Genomic DNA, 17,505 nt, shown 5'->3' with positions numbered 1-17,505 from the left:
AAGTTTTGCAAATATTAGATTTTGTTCATAGTAAACAAGTAATTCATCGAGATATTAAACCAGAAAATATTATTTTGAGTAGTGAAAATAAGTTATTTTTAGTAGATTTTGGGGCGGCGAAAATAGTCAAACCACAGCAACGCACAGCTACAGGGACAATTATTGGATCTGCTGAATATTGCGCCCCTGAACAGTCAATGGGTAAACCTTTATTTATTAGTGATTTATATAGTTTAGGGGTAACTTGTTTGCATTTATTAACAGGAGTTAGTCCCTTTGATTTATATAGTCCGATGGAAGGGGAATGGGTATGGAGAGATTTTTTAAATGGAAATTTGGTAAGTGATGAGTTAGGGAAGATTTTGGAAAAATTAGCAAGTCCTATTGCTAAACATCGTTATCAATCTGTAAAAGAAGTTATTCAGGCGTTAAATTTTGTAGATCAAAATGTGAGGCGATCGCCTTCTCAAATTTTACCTTCACCACCTTCACCATCTGTTACTGTAACAAGTCGGTATCAAAAACTAGAGAAATTATTAGCAGCAAGAAAGTGGAAAGAAGCAGATGAGGAAACAAGACGGATAATATTGACGCTTGCTAACCGAGGAATACCGGGTTATTTGGAAATAGACAATGTTCTTAATATTCCAAGTGGAGACATCAGCATTATAGACAATTTGTGGGTAAAGAATAGTAATGGACGCTTTGGTTTTTCTGTACAGAAGCAGATTTATGAAAGTGTGGGGGGGACAACAACTTACAACCGCCAAATCTTGAATAGATTTATAGATAAGGTAGGATGGAGAACAGGAGAAAATTTACTGTCTTATAACGAGATTACCTTTGACATAAAAGCACCAAAAGCGCATCTTCCTTTTTTTCCCGTAGGTTCGATATGGTGGTGGAAAGTAGTTATTAGTTTGTATTCTCAAGATGATTACTGGAAAGCGGTTGTAATAGTTCTGATCTTGCGTTCATAACAGTAAACTGTAAAATTTAAAGATTACAGAAAAATATTAAGTTTGAATCAGGATAACCAGGATTAAAGGATGTACAGGATGTTAATGTTAACCTACTAAAAAATAACAGATATTTTTCTCTGTGTCCTCTGTGCCTCTGTGGTGGTTCGTTCTCAATCTCCTATTCACAGATCCACGACTTAAAAACAAGGTAAAATCAAAGAATGATTAACCAAAGGTGAACAATGGAAAACCAACAACTAAAAGCCCTGATCAAAGAAACTATTTTAGAACTGATAGAAGAAGAAAAATGGACAATTCAAAAAATATTAATCCCAATCTTGAATAACAAAGAAAATGAAGAATGGAACGAGTTTTCCTTAGAACAAGCTATGAGAGACTTAGAAAATGATCATCTTCCTGAATACACCGAATCCGATTTAATAGAAAAATGGCAATAGCAGGTCAAATCGTTCTCTTCAGATTTCCGCAAACTAACCTGACACTGGGGAAATTACGCCCTGCACTACTCATCAAACCCCTATCTAATAATAGTTATAATGACTGGTTAGCCTGTATGATTTCCACAAAAACAGGACAAGAAATAGTAGGATTAGATGAAATTATCTCACCCCAAGATGTTGATTTTTCGCAAACAGGCTTAAAATCAGAAAGTGTGTTTCGAGTTTCACGACTAGCTGTAGTTTCCGAACAGATACTTTTAGGAAAAATTGGTGAAATTTCTGAAGCAAGATTAACAAGAATTAGACAAAATCTAGCAAATTGGATTTTACAAGATTAGGTATATTATTAAACCAGATTTAGTAAACCGTGTTCAATCTCTAGTTGCTGATGTAGAAATTGATCTTGATGCAATACTATCTGAAGAGGATGAGTAGCTTGTCTGCAAATCAGCCTTTATATACAACCTGGTCTAACTTTCTGTAAAAACTGAAAATTCTGTATTATAATAAGACAAGTGCTGCTCATAGCATTTCATAGTCATTACTCACCACAAAAAACACTATGCGCTTAAAAAGATGGGAATCCCCCCGTAAACAAGGGAGAAACGACAAAGGCCGAGGCGGTTCAGCCAGAAAAAGACAAATCAAGAAACAACAGCAGATGCTGAGAAACAAACTCAAAGAACAGCAAAAGCCAGAAAACAACCAAAAAAACCAGAAAAACAACCAACCAAGGGAAGGGATAACAACCTTCCCTCTTTTTTTGCCTCAAATCCCTCAGATCCCGGACTTCTTGGAGAAGTCCGGGATCTTCTATAGCCACCTGCTAAGGAATCGGAAATTTTTTGGAAATTTTTTGGAAAAAACCCTTGACAAAACCTATGGTGTGACTGCTATATTATTTAGAGTGAAAGCAGTGGGGCGTAGCCAAGCGGTAAGGCAGCGGGTTTTGGTCCCGCCATCCCTAGGTTCGAATCCTAGCGCCCCAGTATTATCAAATAATTATCAAGGGTAGATTGAAAAGTCTACCCTTTTTGATATTTTGGATTTTATATTTTAGATTTGGGATTTTAGATTTACCAATTACTCAATATTGTTATTTTTCGGGTGATTTTAAAGCTTGATCTAAAATTTCTCTCGCTTGTTCAGCTTTCGCTTTTGCTTCTTGATAACGAATATTAGCTTGGGCGAAATTTTTCAGCACCTTGAAACCTTCCTTGAGACGGGTAATTTCATCCTCAGTTACAGTATTATCAGAAAATAGAACATCAACAGCTTTACGAATTTCTAAAGCTTCAGCGCGGGTTTCCTGGACTTTTAACTTGAGTGTAGCCAAATTACTGAGAACTTGTACAGCTTGGGTAATGGCATCCTCACCGCTAGTATTATCAATAGTTGGTTCTTTGACTTCTATTAACTGTTGAGGACCAAAACCTTCTTCCAATTCTGTGGGTAGTTTATCAGCTTCCATCAGTTCCATCAACTGATCCATTGCTTTATCACGGGCTTTAGCCGAATCTCTTCCAGGAACAGTGAGGATAATTTCTGGACTTTGAGCGAGAGTATATTGAACCATAGTAGGGGAAAAATTTGCTGGTTTACCAAGATGGTATTTAATTTTAACATTTAAATTAATTGGTAATTGGTAATTGGTAATTGGTAATTGGTAATTGGTGATTGGTAATTGGTAATTGGTGATTGGTAATTGGTAATTGGTAATTGGTAATAATTTATTCCCACTGTCCCCAGTCCCCAGTCCCCAGTCCCCAGTCCCCAGTCCCCAGTCCCCAGTCCCCAGTCCCCAGTCACCAGTCCCCAGTCCCCAGTCCCCAGTCCCCAGTCACCAGTCCCCAGTCCCCAGTCCCCAGTCCCCTGTTGCCTATTGATAAATTATTTATACTGGAGAAGAGCAACTATAAAATCAAACAGGACAGGAGAGACAATGACTCCCAATCCCGCTATTATGCGATCTGTGGAACAATTAGGCTACCGTGTGACTGTGGGTGATGTAGCTAGTCAAGCGGGTTTAAATGTGGCTGAAGCGAACCAAGGTTTATTAGCTTTAGCGTCTGATGCTGGTGGACATTTACAGGTAGCAGAAACAGGTGATATTGTTTATCAATTTCCCCAAAATTTTAGAACAATTTTAAGAAATAAATATTTGCAGTTGCGTTTGCAAGAATGGTGGAAAAAAATTTGGGGGGTGCTGTTTTATTTAATTAGAATTTCCTTTGGTATTTTGTTAATTGCTTCGATTGCCCTGATTACTATCACCATCATTATAATTATGACTGCTGCTAATTCAGACCGAGATGGAGATAATAGAAGCAGCAGTTCTGGTGGTTTCAATTTCTTCTTTTTCCCGGATTTATTTTGGTATTTTAGTCCTGATTATTATGGCGAAGAAAGACGCAGAGAAAGAAGAGAAAAAAGTGAGTTCAATTTCTTAGAATCTGTATTTTCATTTTTATTTGGTGATGGAAATCCGAATGCGAAATTAGAAGAAAGACGTTGGCGAGAAATTGGGATTGTAATTAGAAATAATCAAGGGGCGGTGGTTGCAGAACAAATTGCACCGTATTTAGATAATTTGGGGGAGAAATACCAACAGGAATATGAAGATTATATGTTACCTGTGTTGGTACGATTTAATGGTAAACCCCAGGTAAGTCCTGAAGGACAAATGGTATATTATTTCCCTGAATTACAAGTACAAGCTAGTAAAAAACTCCGTCAACCAGTAGATCCATATTTAGATGAAAATCTGTGGCGGTTTAGTGCTGCGAGTTCAGGACAAATTATGCTCAGTGCTGGTTTGGGTGTGGTGAATATTGTGGGAGCTTTAATATTAGGAAGTTTATTAAAAGGTGGAGAAATTGCAGCCCAAATAGGGGGATTGGTTGGTTTTGTCCAAGGAATTTATTGGTTGTTGTTAGCTTATGGGATTGGTTTTTTAGGAATACCATTAGCGCGTTATTTTTGGATTAAATGGCGTAATGGTAAAATTGCAACTCGTAACCGTGAACGTTTAGAAAGGGCGAGAATTTTAGGGAATGCGGATGATACTTTACAACAAAAGATTGATTTTGCTCGTCAGTTTGCTGGTGAGAAAGTAATTGGTAAAGAGGATTTAATTTACTCTAGTGATAGAGATTTACTAGAACAGGAATTTGAGCAGGTGAAAAAGCAGAATTTGTTAGGTGATGGGTAATTAGTGATTGGTAATTGGTAATTGGTGATTGGTAATTGGTGATTGGTGATTGGTGATTGGTAATTGGTAATTGGTAATTGGTAATTGGTAATAGTTGATTAGAAAACATAAAATTGATTACCCAGTCCCCAGTCCCCAGTCCCCAGTCCCCAGTCCCCAGTCCCCAGTCCCCAGTCCCCAGTCCCCAGTCCCCAGTCCCCAGACTACTTAGCTTGAATAGGAGTTAAAGCTACACCTTTGTAATAATGTCCTAAAATTTGCAGGTGGTTTGCTCCCTGTTTAGCTAGGTTGTATGCTCCCCATTGACTCATACCTAAACCATGTCCAAAACCTAATCCTTGGAGGGTGAAGTTACCATTTGCGTCTTTGTTGAGGGTGAAACGGGTACTTCTCAGTTTTAGTGCGGTGCGGACTGCTTCACCTTTGAGGACTTTTGTACCTTGATCTCCCACAATTCTTAAAGTTTTAACGCTGCGGAAAGGAGACAGAGATTCAATCATCATATCTCTGACGTTACCGACTCCAGAAATGCGAGAGCTAATTTCTTCTGGGGTGAAGGTTCTGCTCCAGTTGCATTCTTTGATGTTTTGATCGAAGTCTTGGACAGCGCGTAAATAAGGAAGGGGGTTTCCCCAAACGTCTTCTACGTTTTCGGTGTGTCCACCAGAACAGGCATGAAATACTGAAAGAATAATGCGGTTGTCGTAGGTGAGGACTTGACCTGCTGTGCTATCTACTGCTGCGTAGGTGTTGCGAGATTCGCTGCTGACACCTTTGTAAATTTGCCAGCGGTCGGGGGTATCTCCTAAGTCAAAAATGGGGTTGTTGCGTTGTTGTTCTCGTTTGTAGAGGGCATAGGTACGGGCGGCGATCGCTTGGGCTTTTAAAGCTTCTTGCGGCCAGCTAGAGTTCATTTCTCCACCGATGACGCTGTAGAGATATTCTTCTAAGTCTACCCAGTTAACAGCGGTTAAGCCGTTTTCGGTGGGGATAACCAAAGTTCTACCGCGAAACCAGCGATCGCCTATATAAACAAATCCTTTATCTGTAGGTTCAATCCAAAATAAACCAGATTGCCATTTATCTAAGCCTACTCCTCCGGGAACTGCTTGGGCTGCATAAGCACTCATTCCTGGTAGTTGTCCCAGGGTACGGCCAGAACTATCTTTAACTATTGCTGTCGTGGAAGCACCAACTTTAACTTGATTTACTCCCTTTTCAATGGCTACGCGCAGGATCACAGATGCTTGAGCAGGAGCGACTAAAACAAACCATAACAGGATACCTATCCACCAATGTTTTCCTTGAATTTGGGAAAATAAAGCGCCTAAATAAAGTTGGATTTTCATGCTGACCGTTGAATCACAAGCCTCTACCAGTTTAAAAGATATTTTTCCTTGTGAGAAAGTTGCGACTTCAACTTGAGGAGATCAAGGAGTCGTAGGGGCGAAGCATTCGGAAAATAACCTGTGATAAAAATTGATAATTTATCCCCCGAATGCTTCGCCCTTACAGGAGATCAAGGAGTCAGGAGTCAGGGAGTCAGGAGATCAAGGAGTCAGGAGATCAAGGAGTCGTAGGGGCGAAGCATTCGGAAAATAACCTGTGATAAAAATTGATAATTTATCGCCCGAATGCTTCGCCCTTACAGGAGATCAAGGAGTCAGGAGTCAGGGAGAAATTATTTGTATTTTCCCAGTCACCAGTCACCAGTCACCAGTCACCTGTCACCAGTCACCTGTCACCTGAATTATTGACTTCATTGGCAACAATACCAATTAAATTTAACTGACTCAAAATTTCTGTTGTTTGCATTAGTTGATGTGGTGTTAATTGCCCGATGCGTCCGACGATGACAATACCATTAGAAACAGAGGCAATAATTCTCGCATCAACACTATCTAAAATAGAAGAAGTATCTATTAAAACTAGATCATAGATTTTTTCAAAAGACTCTATTAATTCTTTAAGTCTTTCTGAACTGAGGAGATTCACTACATTATCTGGTTGGGGTCCTGCGGTTAAAACATCTATTGATGGGTGAATAGGTTGGATATAATTTTGAAATTGTGTCTTGATGTCATCCAGCAATAATAAAGATAAACCCCAATCATTAGAGATTCCCAAAATTTTGTGTAAGCTGGGCGATCGCAAATTAGCATCAATGACTAATACCCGTTGGTGCATATTCGCTGCACTCGCTCCCAACCCTAAAGTTAAGGTTGTTTTCCCTTCTCCTGGTAGTGCAGAAGTCAACATCAAGGATTTAAAAGGTAAGGAATTTTTAAAGATTTGCAGATTTTGGTAAATCATATCCAGGGTTTCATGGCTGGATAATTTACTTTTGTTTTCTGTATTTATGTTTTCTGTATTTATGTTTTCTGTAATTACCGATGCTTGTTTTTCTTGCTTCTGTCTCAATATTTCTTTCAATCTGCTTTTTAAACTAGGTTTACCCAATCTTGGCACAGAACCAAGTAATCTGATATTTGTTAGTTTTTGTAAATGTAAAGGTGAAAAAATTACCTTGTTAAACATTTCCCAAATTAAGACTACAATCACACCTAAAATTGGTCCAGTTACTATTCCACCAATAATCAATAACCATTTTTTTGTACCAATATAAATACCTACTGCTGGTTCTTCCAAAATTTCCCACTCAAATCCGCTTTGAGCAATTTTCAATCCTAATGATTGTTGGAATTGTACCAGTTGTTCAAGTGTTTGGCGTTGGATTTTTACATCGGATAACAAACGATTATATTCTGATATAAGGCTGGGGTATGTATTTAATTGTGTGCGAATTTCTTGTTCAGATTTAACTAAGTTATTTTCTTTATTAATGAGTGAATTTCGTTGTTTACTCAACCCGGCTAACTCCTCAGATAATTTATTATCAACAGTTAATAAATTCTCTGTATTTTGATCAGTATTAGTAGCTGTATTTTGCAATTTTTCTTGTAATAATGCCATCTGAAGTTGGCGTTTTTCCTTCAGTCTGATCACCACTGGAGAATTATCGGTGTAGCGCAAACGCTCCTGAGCTAAATTAGCTTCTGTTTTTCTAAGTTCATTGACTAAAGCTTCATAGTTACTGGAACGATTTAAACTAGCAGTTAACTGTGTATTCTTTTGGGAAGATGCTAATTTTTGTTCTAGACTTTTGTAGCGATTTTCTACAGTTTCGAGTTGTAAACGGTTATTTTGTCGTTGTTTCTGAATATCAGCCAGAGATTCTAACAATATTTTACTTTGTATTTGTGGATCAATTACATTATGTTTCCTGCGAAAAAATGCTAATCTTTTTTCAGCCGCTAATGTCTCATTCTGTAACCTTGGTAATCGGTTGTTAACAAAGGCTAAACCTTGATTAACACGCTGATTTTTTTGTTCAAGATTATAGTCTTGATAAACTTTTTGCAGAGCTTGTAATACTCTTTGGGTTTTGACAGGATCGGGGTCTTTAAATGAAACGATAAATACTTGATTATTAACCCCATTAGATGATAATTTTTCTTCTGCGGGTTTGATTTGCAAATATCCAGTTTTGCCAGTATCACTGTTACCTTTGATATCTTCTAAGGTAATATTGGGATAATCAGCACGTAGTAAATCAACTGCTTTTTGTACTAGTTTAGAACTCAGCATTAATTTCATCTGCTGGGTATATTCTCCAGATGAATTATCAGAATTATTTAACTGACTGGTTGCATCTATTTGGCTCTGTGTTTGGCTCTGTGTTTGGCTCTGTATTTGGCTCTGAGTTGATCGTAATTCTTGATCCAAATCATCAGTTATCATGATTTGCATAGAACTCTGATACATCGGTTTTGTGATGACAGCCAAAAGACTTGTAACTGATATTACTGCACAGGAAACCCCCAAAATTAAAAAGCGTCTGTAAAACAAAATTGTAGCTATTTGTCTAAGATCAAATACGCTTTGTTTAGAGGTAGTAATTACTTGTTTACGATTGAGATGACTTGTAGCCACTAGAAAAGTCCTCGACTATGAAAATAATATATCTGGAAGATAATGATGATAGCAAATTTTGAGATCAAACTTTGAGATATTTTTCCTTGGAGATAATTGATACTCAAAGTTATTTCTTACATCAATAAGAGTTATTCTTTCCATGTTGATGAAGTGGAGCATCCCAAATGTGTAAATTTATTTTTATCTAGGGAAATAAAATGCTCCAAGTCTTGATATAATTGAACCGCAAAGGACACAAAGGACACAAAGGTAAGAAATTGTGAGAGATTTTTTAGTGTTGCTGCGTTTATTTTGTCAAAATTGGGATGCTCCCGATGAACTACTTGATAGAACATATCCTACATAGCTCTTAGATCATTAATTCATCCCGATATATGTCCAGTTAGCACTATGATAGTAAATTTATTCAGAAGAATTTTAAATATTTAATGAAGGATAAATAGGAAATATATTAAGTATGAAAAATATTCAGGACGATAAGTGATCTAACTTTAAAAAAAACATTAAATAAACATTAAATAAACATTAAATAAACATTAAATAAGCATTAAATAAGCATTAAATAAGCATTAAATAAACATTAAATAAACATTAAATAAACCTAAGAGGATGTTTTAAAAGTAGTATAGTACGATTTTAATCACATTGCTACCCCCTCCCGCCTTGTAAAAGGGGGAAACAATAAAAATCCAGTTCCCTCCCGTTTACAAGGGGAGGGTTAGGGAGGGGTCAAAATATTTGATACACCATGAAAGACTTTTCAAACAACCTCTAACCAACCCCTAACCCCAACCTATTACCTACCCCTCCCCTACTTTTCCGACTGAGAGATCCGACTTTTCCGACTCCAGAGGTAACACTAGATCAGCTATTATCAGCATATAAGAAGTAGTACCTCATAGAAAAAACTCTGCTTATAGCTGTATCAATGATTATTATTCCTATTAAAAAACTAGAAAATTAAAGATTTTTTCAAAGATTTTTTCCCTGTTCCCCGTTACCTGTTCTTTCTTACCCAATAGTAATTTAGCATAACAAGTACCGAATAATCATGTTTAATCGTATATCTGAAACTCTAATACACAAGATCCGCTGGGTATTAACTATCCTATGGCTAGGATTAATGGCATCTTTTTTATATGATCCTTTATCTTCAATATTGACTAAACCTGAAAATACTTGGAGTCCTTTGAGATTGTCCAATACTTGTATTAAAGTACAAGATCAATGCCTATCACAACAGCCTTATCCTCTAGGAACAACCTTATTTTGGGGAGCAATTATTCCTATTTCTATTTTCATTTTACTAGTGTTCGGACATGAAATGTGGCGAAGAATTTGCCCCCTATCTTTTTTATCACAAATTCCCCGCTCTTTAGGTTGGCAGCGTCAAATCAAACGAGAAGATCCTAAAACTGGCAAAATACGTTATGAGTTAGTAAAAATTAAGCCTGATTCATGGTTAGGCAAAAATTATCCCTATGTACAATTTGCATGGCTGTTTGTAGGGTTATGTGGTCGTATTTTATTTTTTAATGCAGATCGTTTAATGTTAACATTATGGCTATTATTTACCATTGCATTCGCTATTACTGTGGGTTATTTATATAGTGGTAAGTCTTGGTGTAACTACTTTTGTCCGATGGCTACAGTGCAAAGGATTTATAGTGAACCTGGTGGATTATTTAGCAGTCAGGCTCATACAAGTGAGGAATTAATTACTCAATCAATGTGCCGTACTACATTACCAGATGGTAAAGAAAAAAGTGCTTGTGTAGCTTGTCAAAATCCTTGTATTGATATTGATTCCGAAAGAACTTATTGGTCTGATTTAAAACGTCCAGAATCATCGTTTGTACGTTACGGCTATGTTGGTTTAGTTATTGGTTATTTTGTTTATTACTATCTGTATGCTGGTTATTGGGATTATTACTTTTCTGGTATTTGGGCAAGAGAAACCGATCAACTTGCATCACTGTTTGCACCGGGATTTTATGTGTTAGGAAAAACAGTTAATATACCTAAAATAGTTGCAGTGCCTATGACTCTTGGAGGATTTACAGTCCTGGGCTATGGGTGGGGAAAAGTAATAGAAAAGAAAGCAAAAGCTTATAGTCTGCGTCATCATCTTCATCTTTCTATTGATACTATTAGACATCGAATTTTTACCATTTGCACCTTTGGCATTTTCAACTTCTTTTTTATTTTTGCTGGTCGTCCTCTCATTATATTATTGCCATTATGGATACAATATTTATACGATATATTATTAGTCATCTTGAGTACAATGTGGCTATACAAAACTTGGAAACGTACCCCGGATATTTACTCAAGAGAAAGTGTTGCTAATCGTTTACGCAAGCAACTAGAAAAACTAGATATCAATTTGCCCAAATATTTAGATGGACGTTCTATTAAGGAATTAAATACTCATGAAATATATGTATTAGCCAAGGTATTACCAAGTTTCACAAAAAACAAACTCTATCATGCATACAAAGGTGTGGCACGGGAATTTTTAGTAGAAGGAAAGATGAAATACTCTGAAGGTTTAGAAGTATTACAAAAAATGGCTCAAGATTTGGAAATTTCAGAGGATGAACACTGGGAAATTCTCAATCAGTTGGGTGTGGAAAACGTAGAAATTATCAATTCTCCTCTGGAAATAAAAAATGTAGAAAATAATGTAGAAAATGATGAGCTATTGCAAAAACTGCAAGATTTGAATCAGGTATTGCAAAAACATTTCGATAAAATTCTTTATGTACCAACCAAGTATACTGGTTTTGTACTAGTAAAAGATAGTTTGCAGAAATTAAGGCGATCGCAGGAAAAAGAAAAATGAGAAATATGAAATATAAAGTTTTTATTTAGATCCCGGACTTCTTTAAGAAGTCCGGGAGTCATAACCCCGACTGACTCATGACTAGTGCTATAGTATATAAAGAAATGTAAAGGGATTATCAATACTGTCATGCAGGATAAAGTTATTGTCATCGTTGGTGCTACTGGTGGTATTGGTTCAGCCTTAGTTCGTCAACTTGCACCCACTGGGGCTAAATTGGTACTAGCTGCTAGAAATGCCTTGAATTTAACAACATTAGCTAGTGAGTTATCAGGGGAAGTGCTGACAGTGCCAACGGATATTACACAACCGGAACAGGTGGAAGCATTGATACAAGCAACTGTGGCGCAGTTCGGTAAAATTGATGTTTTGGTAAATGCGGCTGGTTTAGGTATTCTCAAGGCATACAACAATATAGAATCAGGGGAATTAGATAAAATTCTGGACTTAAATTTAAAAGGTTGTTTTTATACCTCTCAAGCTGCTGCTAAGGAAATGCAAAAACGCAAATCTGGCCATATTTGTAATATAGTCGGGATTTTAGGTAAACATTCCATGCCGATGGCTGCGGCTTATTCTGCTTCTAAGTTTGGGGTTGTGGGTTTTAGTAAGTGTATGGCGGATGAACTTAAACGTTTTGGTGTCAAGTTTACTTTGTTTTATTTTGGTGGTGTAGATTCTCCTTTCTGGGACAATGTAAGTTTAAAAGTAGATAGAAGTAAAATGTTAAGTTGTGAAACGGCGGCTAATGCTGTTTTCTATGCTTTATCGGCTGAACCTCAAGCTGTGCCAATGGAAATTAATATTCAGCCTGATAGTCATTTATTTTTCTAAGAGCTTTTTTCAGGTAAATGAATCATACTTAAATACAAGTTTCGCGCAAAGTGCAGAGGTGCAAAGTCGTAAAGAGAAACTTAGTTTTATTGCTGGTGTGTTTCATTTACCTGATCACTGTTAACTGATAATTGATAACTGATATGCTGCAAATTGATCACGTTCACTTCTATGTAGAAGATGCCCACACTTGGCGCGATTGGTTTGTCAAATATCTGGGTTTTCAAAGAGTAGTTAATTCATTTTTTTCAAGTTATGAAAATCAGGGAAGTTCATTACACACTCTGACTGAAGTTGTGAAAAATGGTGATGTCTATTTTTTACTTTCTTCACCTCTTTTACCCTGTAGCCCTGTAGCGGAATATTTACGTTTTCATCCTCCTGGTGTGGTTGATGTGGCTTTTGTGGTGGAAGATTTAAAGGCAGTTACGGCAAAGGCTACTGCTAATGGTGCTACACTTTTACAACCTGTTGAAAATGGTGAATTTTACAAATATGCAAAAATTTCTGGTTGGGGTAAATTAAGTCATTCATTAATTGAAAGAAATATTGAGAAAACAATTATTGAACAGGATGGTTTTATAGGTATAGATCATGTAGTTTTAAATGTGGAAGTCGGGGATTTACAAACTGCTGTTAAATGGTATCAGAATATTCTTGATTTTCAACCCCAACAAAGTTTTAATATTCAAACTGATTTTTCTGGTTTGCATAGTCAGGTGATGATTTCTGCTAATGGTAAGGTACAATTACCAATTAATGAACCTGCTTCTGCTAATTCCCAAATTCAGGAATTTTTAGCATTTAATCGTGGTTCTGGTGTGCAACATATCGCTTTACAAGCTGCAAACTTAATTGATGCGATCGCTCGTTTTCGGGCTGCTGGTTTATCTTTTCTCTCTGTTCCCAAAAGCTATTATTTACAATTACAACAACGTTTAGAATTGCCTTTATCACCTGAAGAATTACAGGCGATCGCCCAACAAGAAATTTTGGTAGACTCTCAACAAGATGCACCTTTAGAAGCTTTACTATTGCAGATTTTCACCCAGCCAATTTTTAATGAACCTACTTTTTTCTTGGAATTTATTGAACGTCGTTCTCAAGCTGCTGGTTTTGGTGAAGGTAATTTTCGCGCTTTATTTACTGCTATGGAAAGCGAACAAATTAAACGGGGGTTTGTAAAAGGTGACAGGTGATTGGTGATTGGTGATTGGTGATTGATGACTGGTGATTGGTGATTGGTGACTGGTGACTGGTGACTGGTGACTGGTGACTGGTGACTGGTGACTGGTGACTGGTGACTGGTGACTGGTGACTGGTGACTGGTGACTGGTGACTGGTGACTGGTGACTGGTGACTGGTGACTGGGTAATCAATTTTATGTTTCCCTGTCAACTATCAACTGTCAACTGTCAACTGTCAACTGTCAACTATCAACTATCAACTATCAACTATCACCAATTCCTGAGATAATGATGAAAAAATTACCATGAACAAAACTGATGCTGAGACTGATTACAGATTTTGATGGTCCAATCATGGACGTTTCCGAAAGGTACTATCAAGTTTATCAACTTTGTCTGGAAAAAACCAAATATCCTGATCAACAAGTAAGAGAACTTTCTAAAGCGGAATTTTGGCAACTCAAGCGATCGCACATTCCTGAAAAAGAAGTTGCTTTAAAATCGGGTTTAAATGCAGAACAAGCGGAGGAATTTGCAAAAATTCGTAAGCAAACTGTACACACTCAACCCTATTTTCAATATGATGTTCTCGTTCCTGGTGCGTTAGATGCTTTAACCAAAGTGCAACAAGCAGGAGTTGATTTAGTTGTCATGACTATGCGCCGAGTGCGAGAATTAGATTATGCTTTTGATAAGTATAATTTAGGGCAATTCTTCCCAGAAAATAGACGTTATTGTTTAAGTAACGATTATGTAAAAACCCGTGATATTGAAGATAAACCACTGTTAATGGCCAAAGCTATTAAAGAACTTCCCCCCGGTGCTGAAACTTGGATGGTGGGAGACACAGAAGCGGATATCACAGCAGCTAAAAAACACGGTGTGAAGATGATAGGTGTAGAAAGTGGAATCCGCGATCGCACTCAATTACAATCTTATCAACCTGATTTAATTGTTGCCAATTTACAAGCTGCTGTAGATTTTATTTTCTCAGAAATGAAGCTTGGAAATTAGTTTTTAATTAGTTTTTAATTAGTTTTTAATTAGTTTTTAATTAGTTTGTAATTCACAAAGCGATAGCTACCCAAAAGGTGGCGATCGCAATCAATTTAAGACTCAATTTAAGACTCAATTTAAGACTCAACTTACAACTCAATTTTAAGGTAGGAAATCTGCATTTAGAATGTCCAATAAAGAGAAAGGTGAATCTTCAGGAAATAGTTCTGAAGGTAGTTCATATTTCCTCAAAGTATCATTTCTCGCATCTTGATAACATTCTAAAAATACATCATTTAATATAGATTTCAAACTAGGACTATCTGCCAAACTATAAGCTATTTGTCTTCTTTGTTCCACAACAGTATTACGCCAACCTCTAGCATTATAATCTTTTTCTTCTGTCCAATATTGCAGTTTTAATAAATGTTCTATTAGGACTATTAGGCGAGTTTTTAATTCTTTCTTTTCTCTCCTTCCTATACTATCAATTTCTTCAATCAAATTCTCAATATCTAATTGTTCTAGCTTTCCTTCACTTAACAATTTGACTGTAGTTTGTATCCACAAGTAAAAATCTTGATCATATAATTTTTTCGTGGTCTCAGTCAGCATATAAATTTCTCCTGACTTTATCTGATATTAATTACATTATACAATAAATTCTTAAATAAACATAAGTAAATTTTCAATAATTTATCGCTCTCTCACATCTTCCAAATCAGGCATAGGAAAGAGCAAAATTATCTAAGTCAAAAATTTATTCAAAAATTTATTCAAAAATCTATTCAAAAATCCCAGATAATGAATAAATCAATCAATTAAATTTTTATAGACTTCCAGAAATAACCCAATTTTAAAGCATTACTGCGCCAGATAATAGCAATTAAATTAGCCAACAAACAAGTAATTGCTAAACCTAGTAAAATAAAAGTTGGTAACATCACCACACCAATCATAAACCAAGTATAGACGTGGAATATCATCACCAAAGCAAACATACTTGCAAAACCAGCAGCTTGCCATATTTGCAATTTAGGACGGTTTAAGAATGTGAGGATAATTGTTAACAAAGTAGCCAAAATATTTGCAGGTACGAGAAATGCACATATACCAGCACAGTTGGCACGGGAAAATTCAGCTAAAGTGTGGAAATCGAGCATTAATTTGAACTTCTGATGATAGGGTGTGATGATAGGGTTAGCTTATGTTGAAAATTTTGATTACCAGTTAAATTACCAGTTAAATTACCAGTGAAACATTTATTTATTAATTTAGTGGTCTTAATTTACCTTAGCGCAATAGTGAGTAATCATCTGAATTATTTTACATAATTTAAAGAATTAACCAAAAAACAACCTAGCCATAGATACTTATAAAGTAGGGACAATTCATGAATTGTCCCTACCATAATTTTCACCTGATGTCTATTAAATTAAACATTCTGACTCCTTTACGGGCAACCACAGGGGGTTTGCCCCTACTGACTCCTGAATATTTAACCCATCAAAATTACAGTATCTAAAACGTGAATGATACCATTATCAGCCTCAATATCTGCTGCTATAACAGTGGCGTTTTTCACCTCAAAACCATCTTCACAATTAATTTTAATCGGTGAACCTTCCACAGAAGTCACAGTACCCAGTTTAGCTAAATCAGCCTGAGTCAACTTTCCTGGGACAACATGATAAGTTAAAATTCTGGTTAACTGGGGAATATTCTGTACTAAAGTAGTAATTGTACCAGGTGGTAACTTAGCAAAAGCATCATCATTAGGTGCAAACACAGTAAAAGGACCTGGACTTTTTAAAGTTTCCACCAAACTCGCAGCTTTCACAGCAGCTACCAAAGTTTTAAAACTGTCAGCACTAACTGCAATATCAACAATATCAGCCATTCATGTCACCTCATATCTGTTGAAGGTTATACAAAATAGTAAATCATGTTTAAGTTTTATTACGTTAAAATCCTGGTAAAATAACAACTTATGATTTTTGTAAGATTCCTTTATAGATAAAATGGGTAATTTAAGTTACGCAATTGTAGGAACAGGTGCATTAGGCGGTTTTTACGGTGCTAAACTCCAAAAAGCTGGTAATGAAGTCCATTTTTTAGTTAATAGCGACTATCAACAAGTCATAAAACATGGATTAACTATTGAATCTAAAGACGGTGACTTTCGTTTACCCCAAGTGCAAGTTTACAATCAAGTCGAGAAAATGCCTAGCTGCGATGTGGTAGTTGTGTCAATAAAAACCACTCAAAACCATATATTAACACAGATATTACCACCATTAGTTAAAGATGATAGCATAGTTTTAGTATTACAAAATGGTTTAGGCATAGAAACAGAAATTGCCCAAATTGTCAGCAACGTTAATATTATAGGCGGTTTATGTTTTCTGTGTTCTAACAAAATTGCCCCAGGACATATACATCATTTAGACTATGGAAAAATTACCTTGGGTGAATATGCGACTAATTATAATGCTGTAGGAATTACAGAGAGAATGAAAGCAATTTTTCAAGACTTTGAAAATGCTGGAATTGAAATAGAATTAACAGAAGATTTATTATTAGGACGTTGGAAAAAATTGATGTGGAATATTCCCTATAATGGGTTATCCGTCATTTTGGATGCCACAACAGATGAAATAATGGCGGATATGTACACTCGGACATTAGTTGAACAATTGATGAAGGAAGTACAATTAGGGGCAAAAAGTACAGGGCGGATAATTCCTGACAGTTTTATTCAAACAATGTTAGATTATACTGTGAAAATGAAACCCTACCGCACCAGCATGAAAATTGATTTTGATGAAAATCGTCCTTTGGAAGTAGAAGCAATAGTTGGCAACCCATTAAGAATAGCAGCAGAACATGATGTGAGTTTACCGTTGATTCGTTGTTTATATCAACAATTGAAATTTTTGGATAATAGAAATATAGGTGACAGGTGACAGGTGACAGGTGACATTTGTTTAGAGGTAGTAATTACTTGTTTACG

General features: G+C 36.3%; 20 protein-coding genes and 1 tRNA gene. 13 read left to right on the top strand and 8 right to left on the bottom strand.

The features are described 5' to 3' along the window. The 3 genes from H6F45_RS05265 to H6F45_RS05255 all read left to right on the top strand — a co-directional run. The coding region (locus H6F45_RS05265) for a GUN4 domain-containing protein (protein WP_190346663.1) at positions 1–980 on the top strand (980 nt) is incomplete at its 5' end. Between the two features lie 224 nt (positions 981–1,204). Beyond that, entirely contained in the window at positions 1,205–1,420 is a 216-nt protein-coding gene (locus tag H6F45_RS05260; RefSeq protein ID WP_096568418.1) for a hypothetical protein, read from the top strand. Next, a complete protein-coding gene (locus H6F45_RS05255) occupies positions 1,411–1,761 on the top strand; it encodes a type II toxin-antitoxin system PemK/MazF family toxin (RefSeq protein ID WP_190346662.1) in 351 nt (116 codons plus the stop codon). The genes H6F45_RS05260 and H6F45_RS05255 overlap by 10 nt, the downstream gene beginning before the upstream one ends. A gap of 287 nt (positions 1,762–2,048) precedes the next feature. Here H6F45_RS05255 and H6F45_RS27285 read toward each other — a convergent pair whose 3' ends face one another. After that, a complete protein-coding gene (locus H6F45_RS27285; RefSeq protein ID WP_190346661.1) occupies positions 2,049–2,246 on the bottom strand; it encodes a hypothetical protein in 198 nt (65 codons plus the stop codon). 94 nt (positions 2,247–2,340) lie between these two features. Between H6F45_RS27285 and H6F45_RS05245 the strand changes: the two genes are divergently transcribed. Then, positions 2,341–2,412: transfer RNA gene (locus tag H6F45_RS05245), tRNA-Gln, on the top strand. Positions 2,413–2,519: 107 nt separating this feature from the next. Here the strand turns inward: H6F45_RS05245 and H6F45_RS05240 are convergent. Beyond that, complete coding sequence (locus H6F45_RS05240; protein WP_096572687.1) at positions 2,520–2,999, bottom strand: hypothetical protein; 480 nt, start codon at positions 2,997–2,999, stop codon at positions 2,520–2,522. Between the two features lie 143 nt (positions 3,000–3,142). On the opposite strand from H6F45_RS05240, the gene H6F45_RS05235 reads away from it, so the two are divergent. Both H6F45_RS05235 and H6F45_RS05230 read left to right on the top strand, forming a co-directional pair. Next, positions 3,143–3,430: a hypothetical protein gene (locus H6F45_RS05235; RefSeq protein WP_190346660.1), complete on the top strand. Its 288-nt coding sequence runs from the start codon at positions 3,143–3,145 to the stop codon at positions 3,428–3,430. Next, positions 3,366–4,634, top strand: a complete 1,269-nt coding sequence (locus H6F45_RS05230; protein ID WP_096568424.1) for a hypothetical protein — start codon at positions 3,366–3,368, stop codon at positions 4,632–4,634. Before H6F45_RS05235 ends, H6F45_RS05230 begins: the two co-directional genes overlap by 65 nt. Before the next feature lie 203 nt (positions 4,635–4,837). Here H6F45_RS05230 and H6F45_RS05225 read toward each other — a convergent pair whose 3' ends face one another. Further along, on the bottom strand, positions 4,838–5,983 hold the full coding sequence (locus tag H6F45_RS05225) for a SpoIID/LytB domain-containing protein (protein WP_096568427.1): 1,146 nt from the start codon (positions 5,981–5,983) through the stop codon (positions 4,838–4,840). Between the two features lie 130 nt (positions 5,984–6,113). Here H6F45_RS05225 and H6F45_RS26915 point away from each other — a divergent pair, with 130 nt between their 5' ends. Continuing rightward, a complete protein-coding gene (locus H6F45_RS26915) occupies positions 6,114–6,236 on the top strand; it encodes a hypothetical protein (RefSeq protein WP_277876960.1) in 123 nt (40 codons plus the stop codon). 3 nt (positions 6,237–6,239) lie between these two features. Then, entirely contained in the window at positions 6,240–6,383 is a 144-nt protein-coding gene (locus tag H6F45_RS05220) for a hypothetical protein (RefSeq protein ID WP_190346659.1), read from the top strand. Here H6F45_RS05220 and H6F45_RS05215 read toward each other — a convergent pair. Further along, positions 6,369–8,627, bottom strand: coding sequence for a Wzz/FepE/Etk N-terminal domain-containing protein (locus H6F45_RS05215; RefSeq protein ID WP_190346658.1), 2,259 nt, complete (start codon positions 8,625–8,627; stop codon positions 6,369–6,371). The two genes, H6F45_RS05220 and H6F45_RS05215, sit on opposite strands and share 15 nt — an antisense overlap. A 1,126-nt stretch (positions 8,628–9,753) precedes the next feature. Here H6F45_RS05215 and H6F45_RS05210 point away from each other — a divergent pair. From H6F45_RS05210 to hppD, 3 genes are all read left to right on the top strand, one after another. Beyond that, positions 9,754–11,475: a 4Fe-4S binding protein gene (locus H6F45_RS05210; RefSeq protein WP_199301755.1), complete on the top strand. Its 1,722-nt coding sequence runs from the start codon at positions 9,754–9,756 to the stop codon at positions 11,473–11,475. 129 nt (positions 11,476–11,604) lie between these two features. Continuing rightward, positions 11,605–12,309, top strand: a complete 705-nt coding sequence (locus H6F45_RS05205; protein ID WP_137669024.1) for an SDR family oxidoreductase — start codon at positions 11,605–11,607, stop codon at positions 12,307–12,309. Between the two features lie 143 nt (positions 12,310–12,452). After that, positions 12,453–13,508, top strand: coding sequence for a 4-hydroxyphenylpyruvate dioxygenase (gene hppD / locus H6F45_RS05200; protein WP_190346656.1), 1,056 nt, complete (start codon positions 12,453–12,455; stop codon positions 13,506–13,508). On the opposite strand, the gene H6F45_RS05195 is transcribed toward hppD, so the two are convergent. Then, complete coding sequence (locus H6F45_RS05195; protein WP_242052556.1) at positions 13,477–13,707, bottom strand: hypothetical protein; 231 nt, start codon at positions 13,705–13,707, stop codon at positions 13,477–13,479. The genes hppD and H6F45_RS05195 overlap by 32 nt on opposite strands. Positions 13,708–13,814: 107 nt before the next feature. Between H6F45_RS05195 and H6F45_RS05190 the strand changes: the two genes are divergently transcribed. Continuing rightward, positions 13,815–14,510: an HAD family hydrolase gene (locus tag H6F45_RS05190; protein ID WP_096568442.1), complete on the top strand. Its 696-nt coding sequence runs from the start codon at positions 13,815–13,817 to the stop codon at positions 14,508–14,510. A 144-nt stretch (positions 14,511–14,654) separates the two neighbouring features. On the opposite strand, the gene H6F45_RS05185 is transcribed toward H6F45_RS05190, so the two are convergent. The 3 genes from H6F45_RS05185 to H6F45_RS05175 all read right to left on the bottom strand — a co-directional run bounded on the left by H6F45_RS05185 (position 14,655) and on the right by H6F45_RS05175 (position 16,392). Continuing rightward, positions 14,655–15,107 (bottom strand): DUF29 domain-containing protein, encoded by a 453-nt coding sequence (locus H6F45_RS05185; RefSeq protein ID WP_096568445.1) that lies wholly within the window; start codon positions 15,105–15,107, stop codon positions 14,655–14,657. 206 nt (positions 15,108–15,313) lie between these two features. After that, complete coding sequence (locus H6F45_RS05180) at positions 15,314–15,655, bottom strand: hypothetical protein (RefSeq protein ID WP_137667269.1); 342 nt, start codon at positions 15,653–15,655, stop codon at positions 15,314–15,316. A 335-nt stretch (positions 15,656–15,990) separates the two neighbouring features. Then, complete coding sequence (locus H6F45_RS05175) at positions 15,991–16,392, bottom strand: fasciclin domain-containing protein (protein WP_190346655.1); 402 nt, start codon at positions 16,390–16,392, stop codon at positions 15,991–15,993. 121 nt (positions 16,393–16,513) lie between these two features. On the opposite strand from H6F45_RS05175, the gene H6F45_RS05170 reads away from it, so the two are divergent. Then, entirely contained in the window at positions 16,514–17,458 is a 945-nt protein-coding gene (locus H6F45_RS05170; protein WP_096568456.1) for a putative 2-dehydropantoate 2-reductase, read from the top strand. Positions 17,459–17,505: the final 47 nt, after the last annotated feature.

This window comes from Sphaerospermopsis sp. FACHB-1194 (assembly GCF_014696235.1).
Taxonomy (GTDB): domain Bacteria; phylum Cyanobacteriota; class Cyanobacteriia; order Cyanobacteriales; family Nostocaceae; genus Sphaerospermopsis; species Sphaerospermopsis kisseleviana.
The sequence above is the reverse complement of the archived record's forward strand: the minus strand, read 5'-3'. Positions and strand labels throughout refer to the sequence as shown.

Bases quoted from the DNA above. Each gene is read 5' to 3' on its own strand.
- H6F45_RS05240 (WP_096572687.1), bottom strand. From the start codon at position 2,999: ATGGTTCAATATACTCTCGCTCAAAGTCCAGAAATTATCCTCACTGTT.
- H6F45_RS05190 (WP_096568442.1), top strand. From the start codon at position 13,815: ATGCTGAGACTGATTACAGATTTTGATGGTCCAATCATGGACGTTTCC.
- H6F45_RS05170 (WP_096568456.1), top strand. From the start codon at position 16,514: ATGGGTAATTTAAGTTACGCAATTGTAGGAACAGGTGCATTAGGCGGT.
- H6F45_RS05175 (WP_190346655.1), bottom strand. From the start codon at position 16,392: ATGGCTGATATTGTTGATATTGCAGTTAGTGCTGACAGTTTTAAAACT.
- H6F45_RS05255 (WP_190346662.1), top strand. From the start codon at position 1,411: ATGGCAATAGCAGGTCAAATCGTTCTCTTCAGATTTCCGCAAACTAAC.
- hppD (WP_190346656.1), top strand. From the start codon at position 12,453: ATGCTGCAAATTGATCACGTTCACTTCTATGTAGAAGATGCCCACACT.
- H6F45_RS05210 (WP_199301755.1), top strand. From the start codon at position 9,754: ATGGCATCTTTTTTATATGATCCTTTATCTTCAATATTGACTAAACCT.
- H6F45_RS05230 (WP_096568424.1), top strand. From the start codon at position 3,366: ATGACTCCCAATCCCGCTATTATGCGATCTGTGGAACAATTAGGCTAC.
- H6F45_RS05180 (WP_137667269.1), bottom strand. From the start codon at position 15,655: ATGCTCGATTTCCACACTTTAGCTGAATTTTCCCGTGCCAACTGTGCT.
- H6F45_RS05225 (WP_096568427.1), bottom strand. From the start codon at position 5,983: ATGAAAATCCAACTTTATTTAGGCGCTTTATTTTCCCAAATTCAAGGA.
- H6F45_RS05185 (WP_096568445.1), bottom strand. From the start codon at position 15,107: ATGCTGACTGAGACCACGAAAAAATTATATGATCAAGATTTTTACTTG.
- H6F45_RS05260 (WP_096568418.1), top strand. From the start codon at position 1,205: ATGGAAAACCAACAACTAAAAGCCCTGATCAAAGAAACTATTTTAGAA.
- H6F45_RS05205 (WP_137669024.1), top strand. From the start codon at position 11,605: ATGCAGGATAAAGTTATTGTCATCGTTGGTGCTACTGGTGGTATTGGT.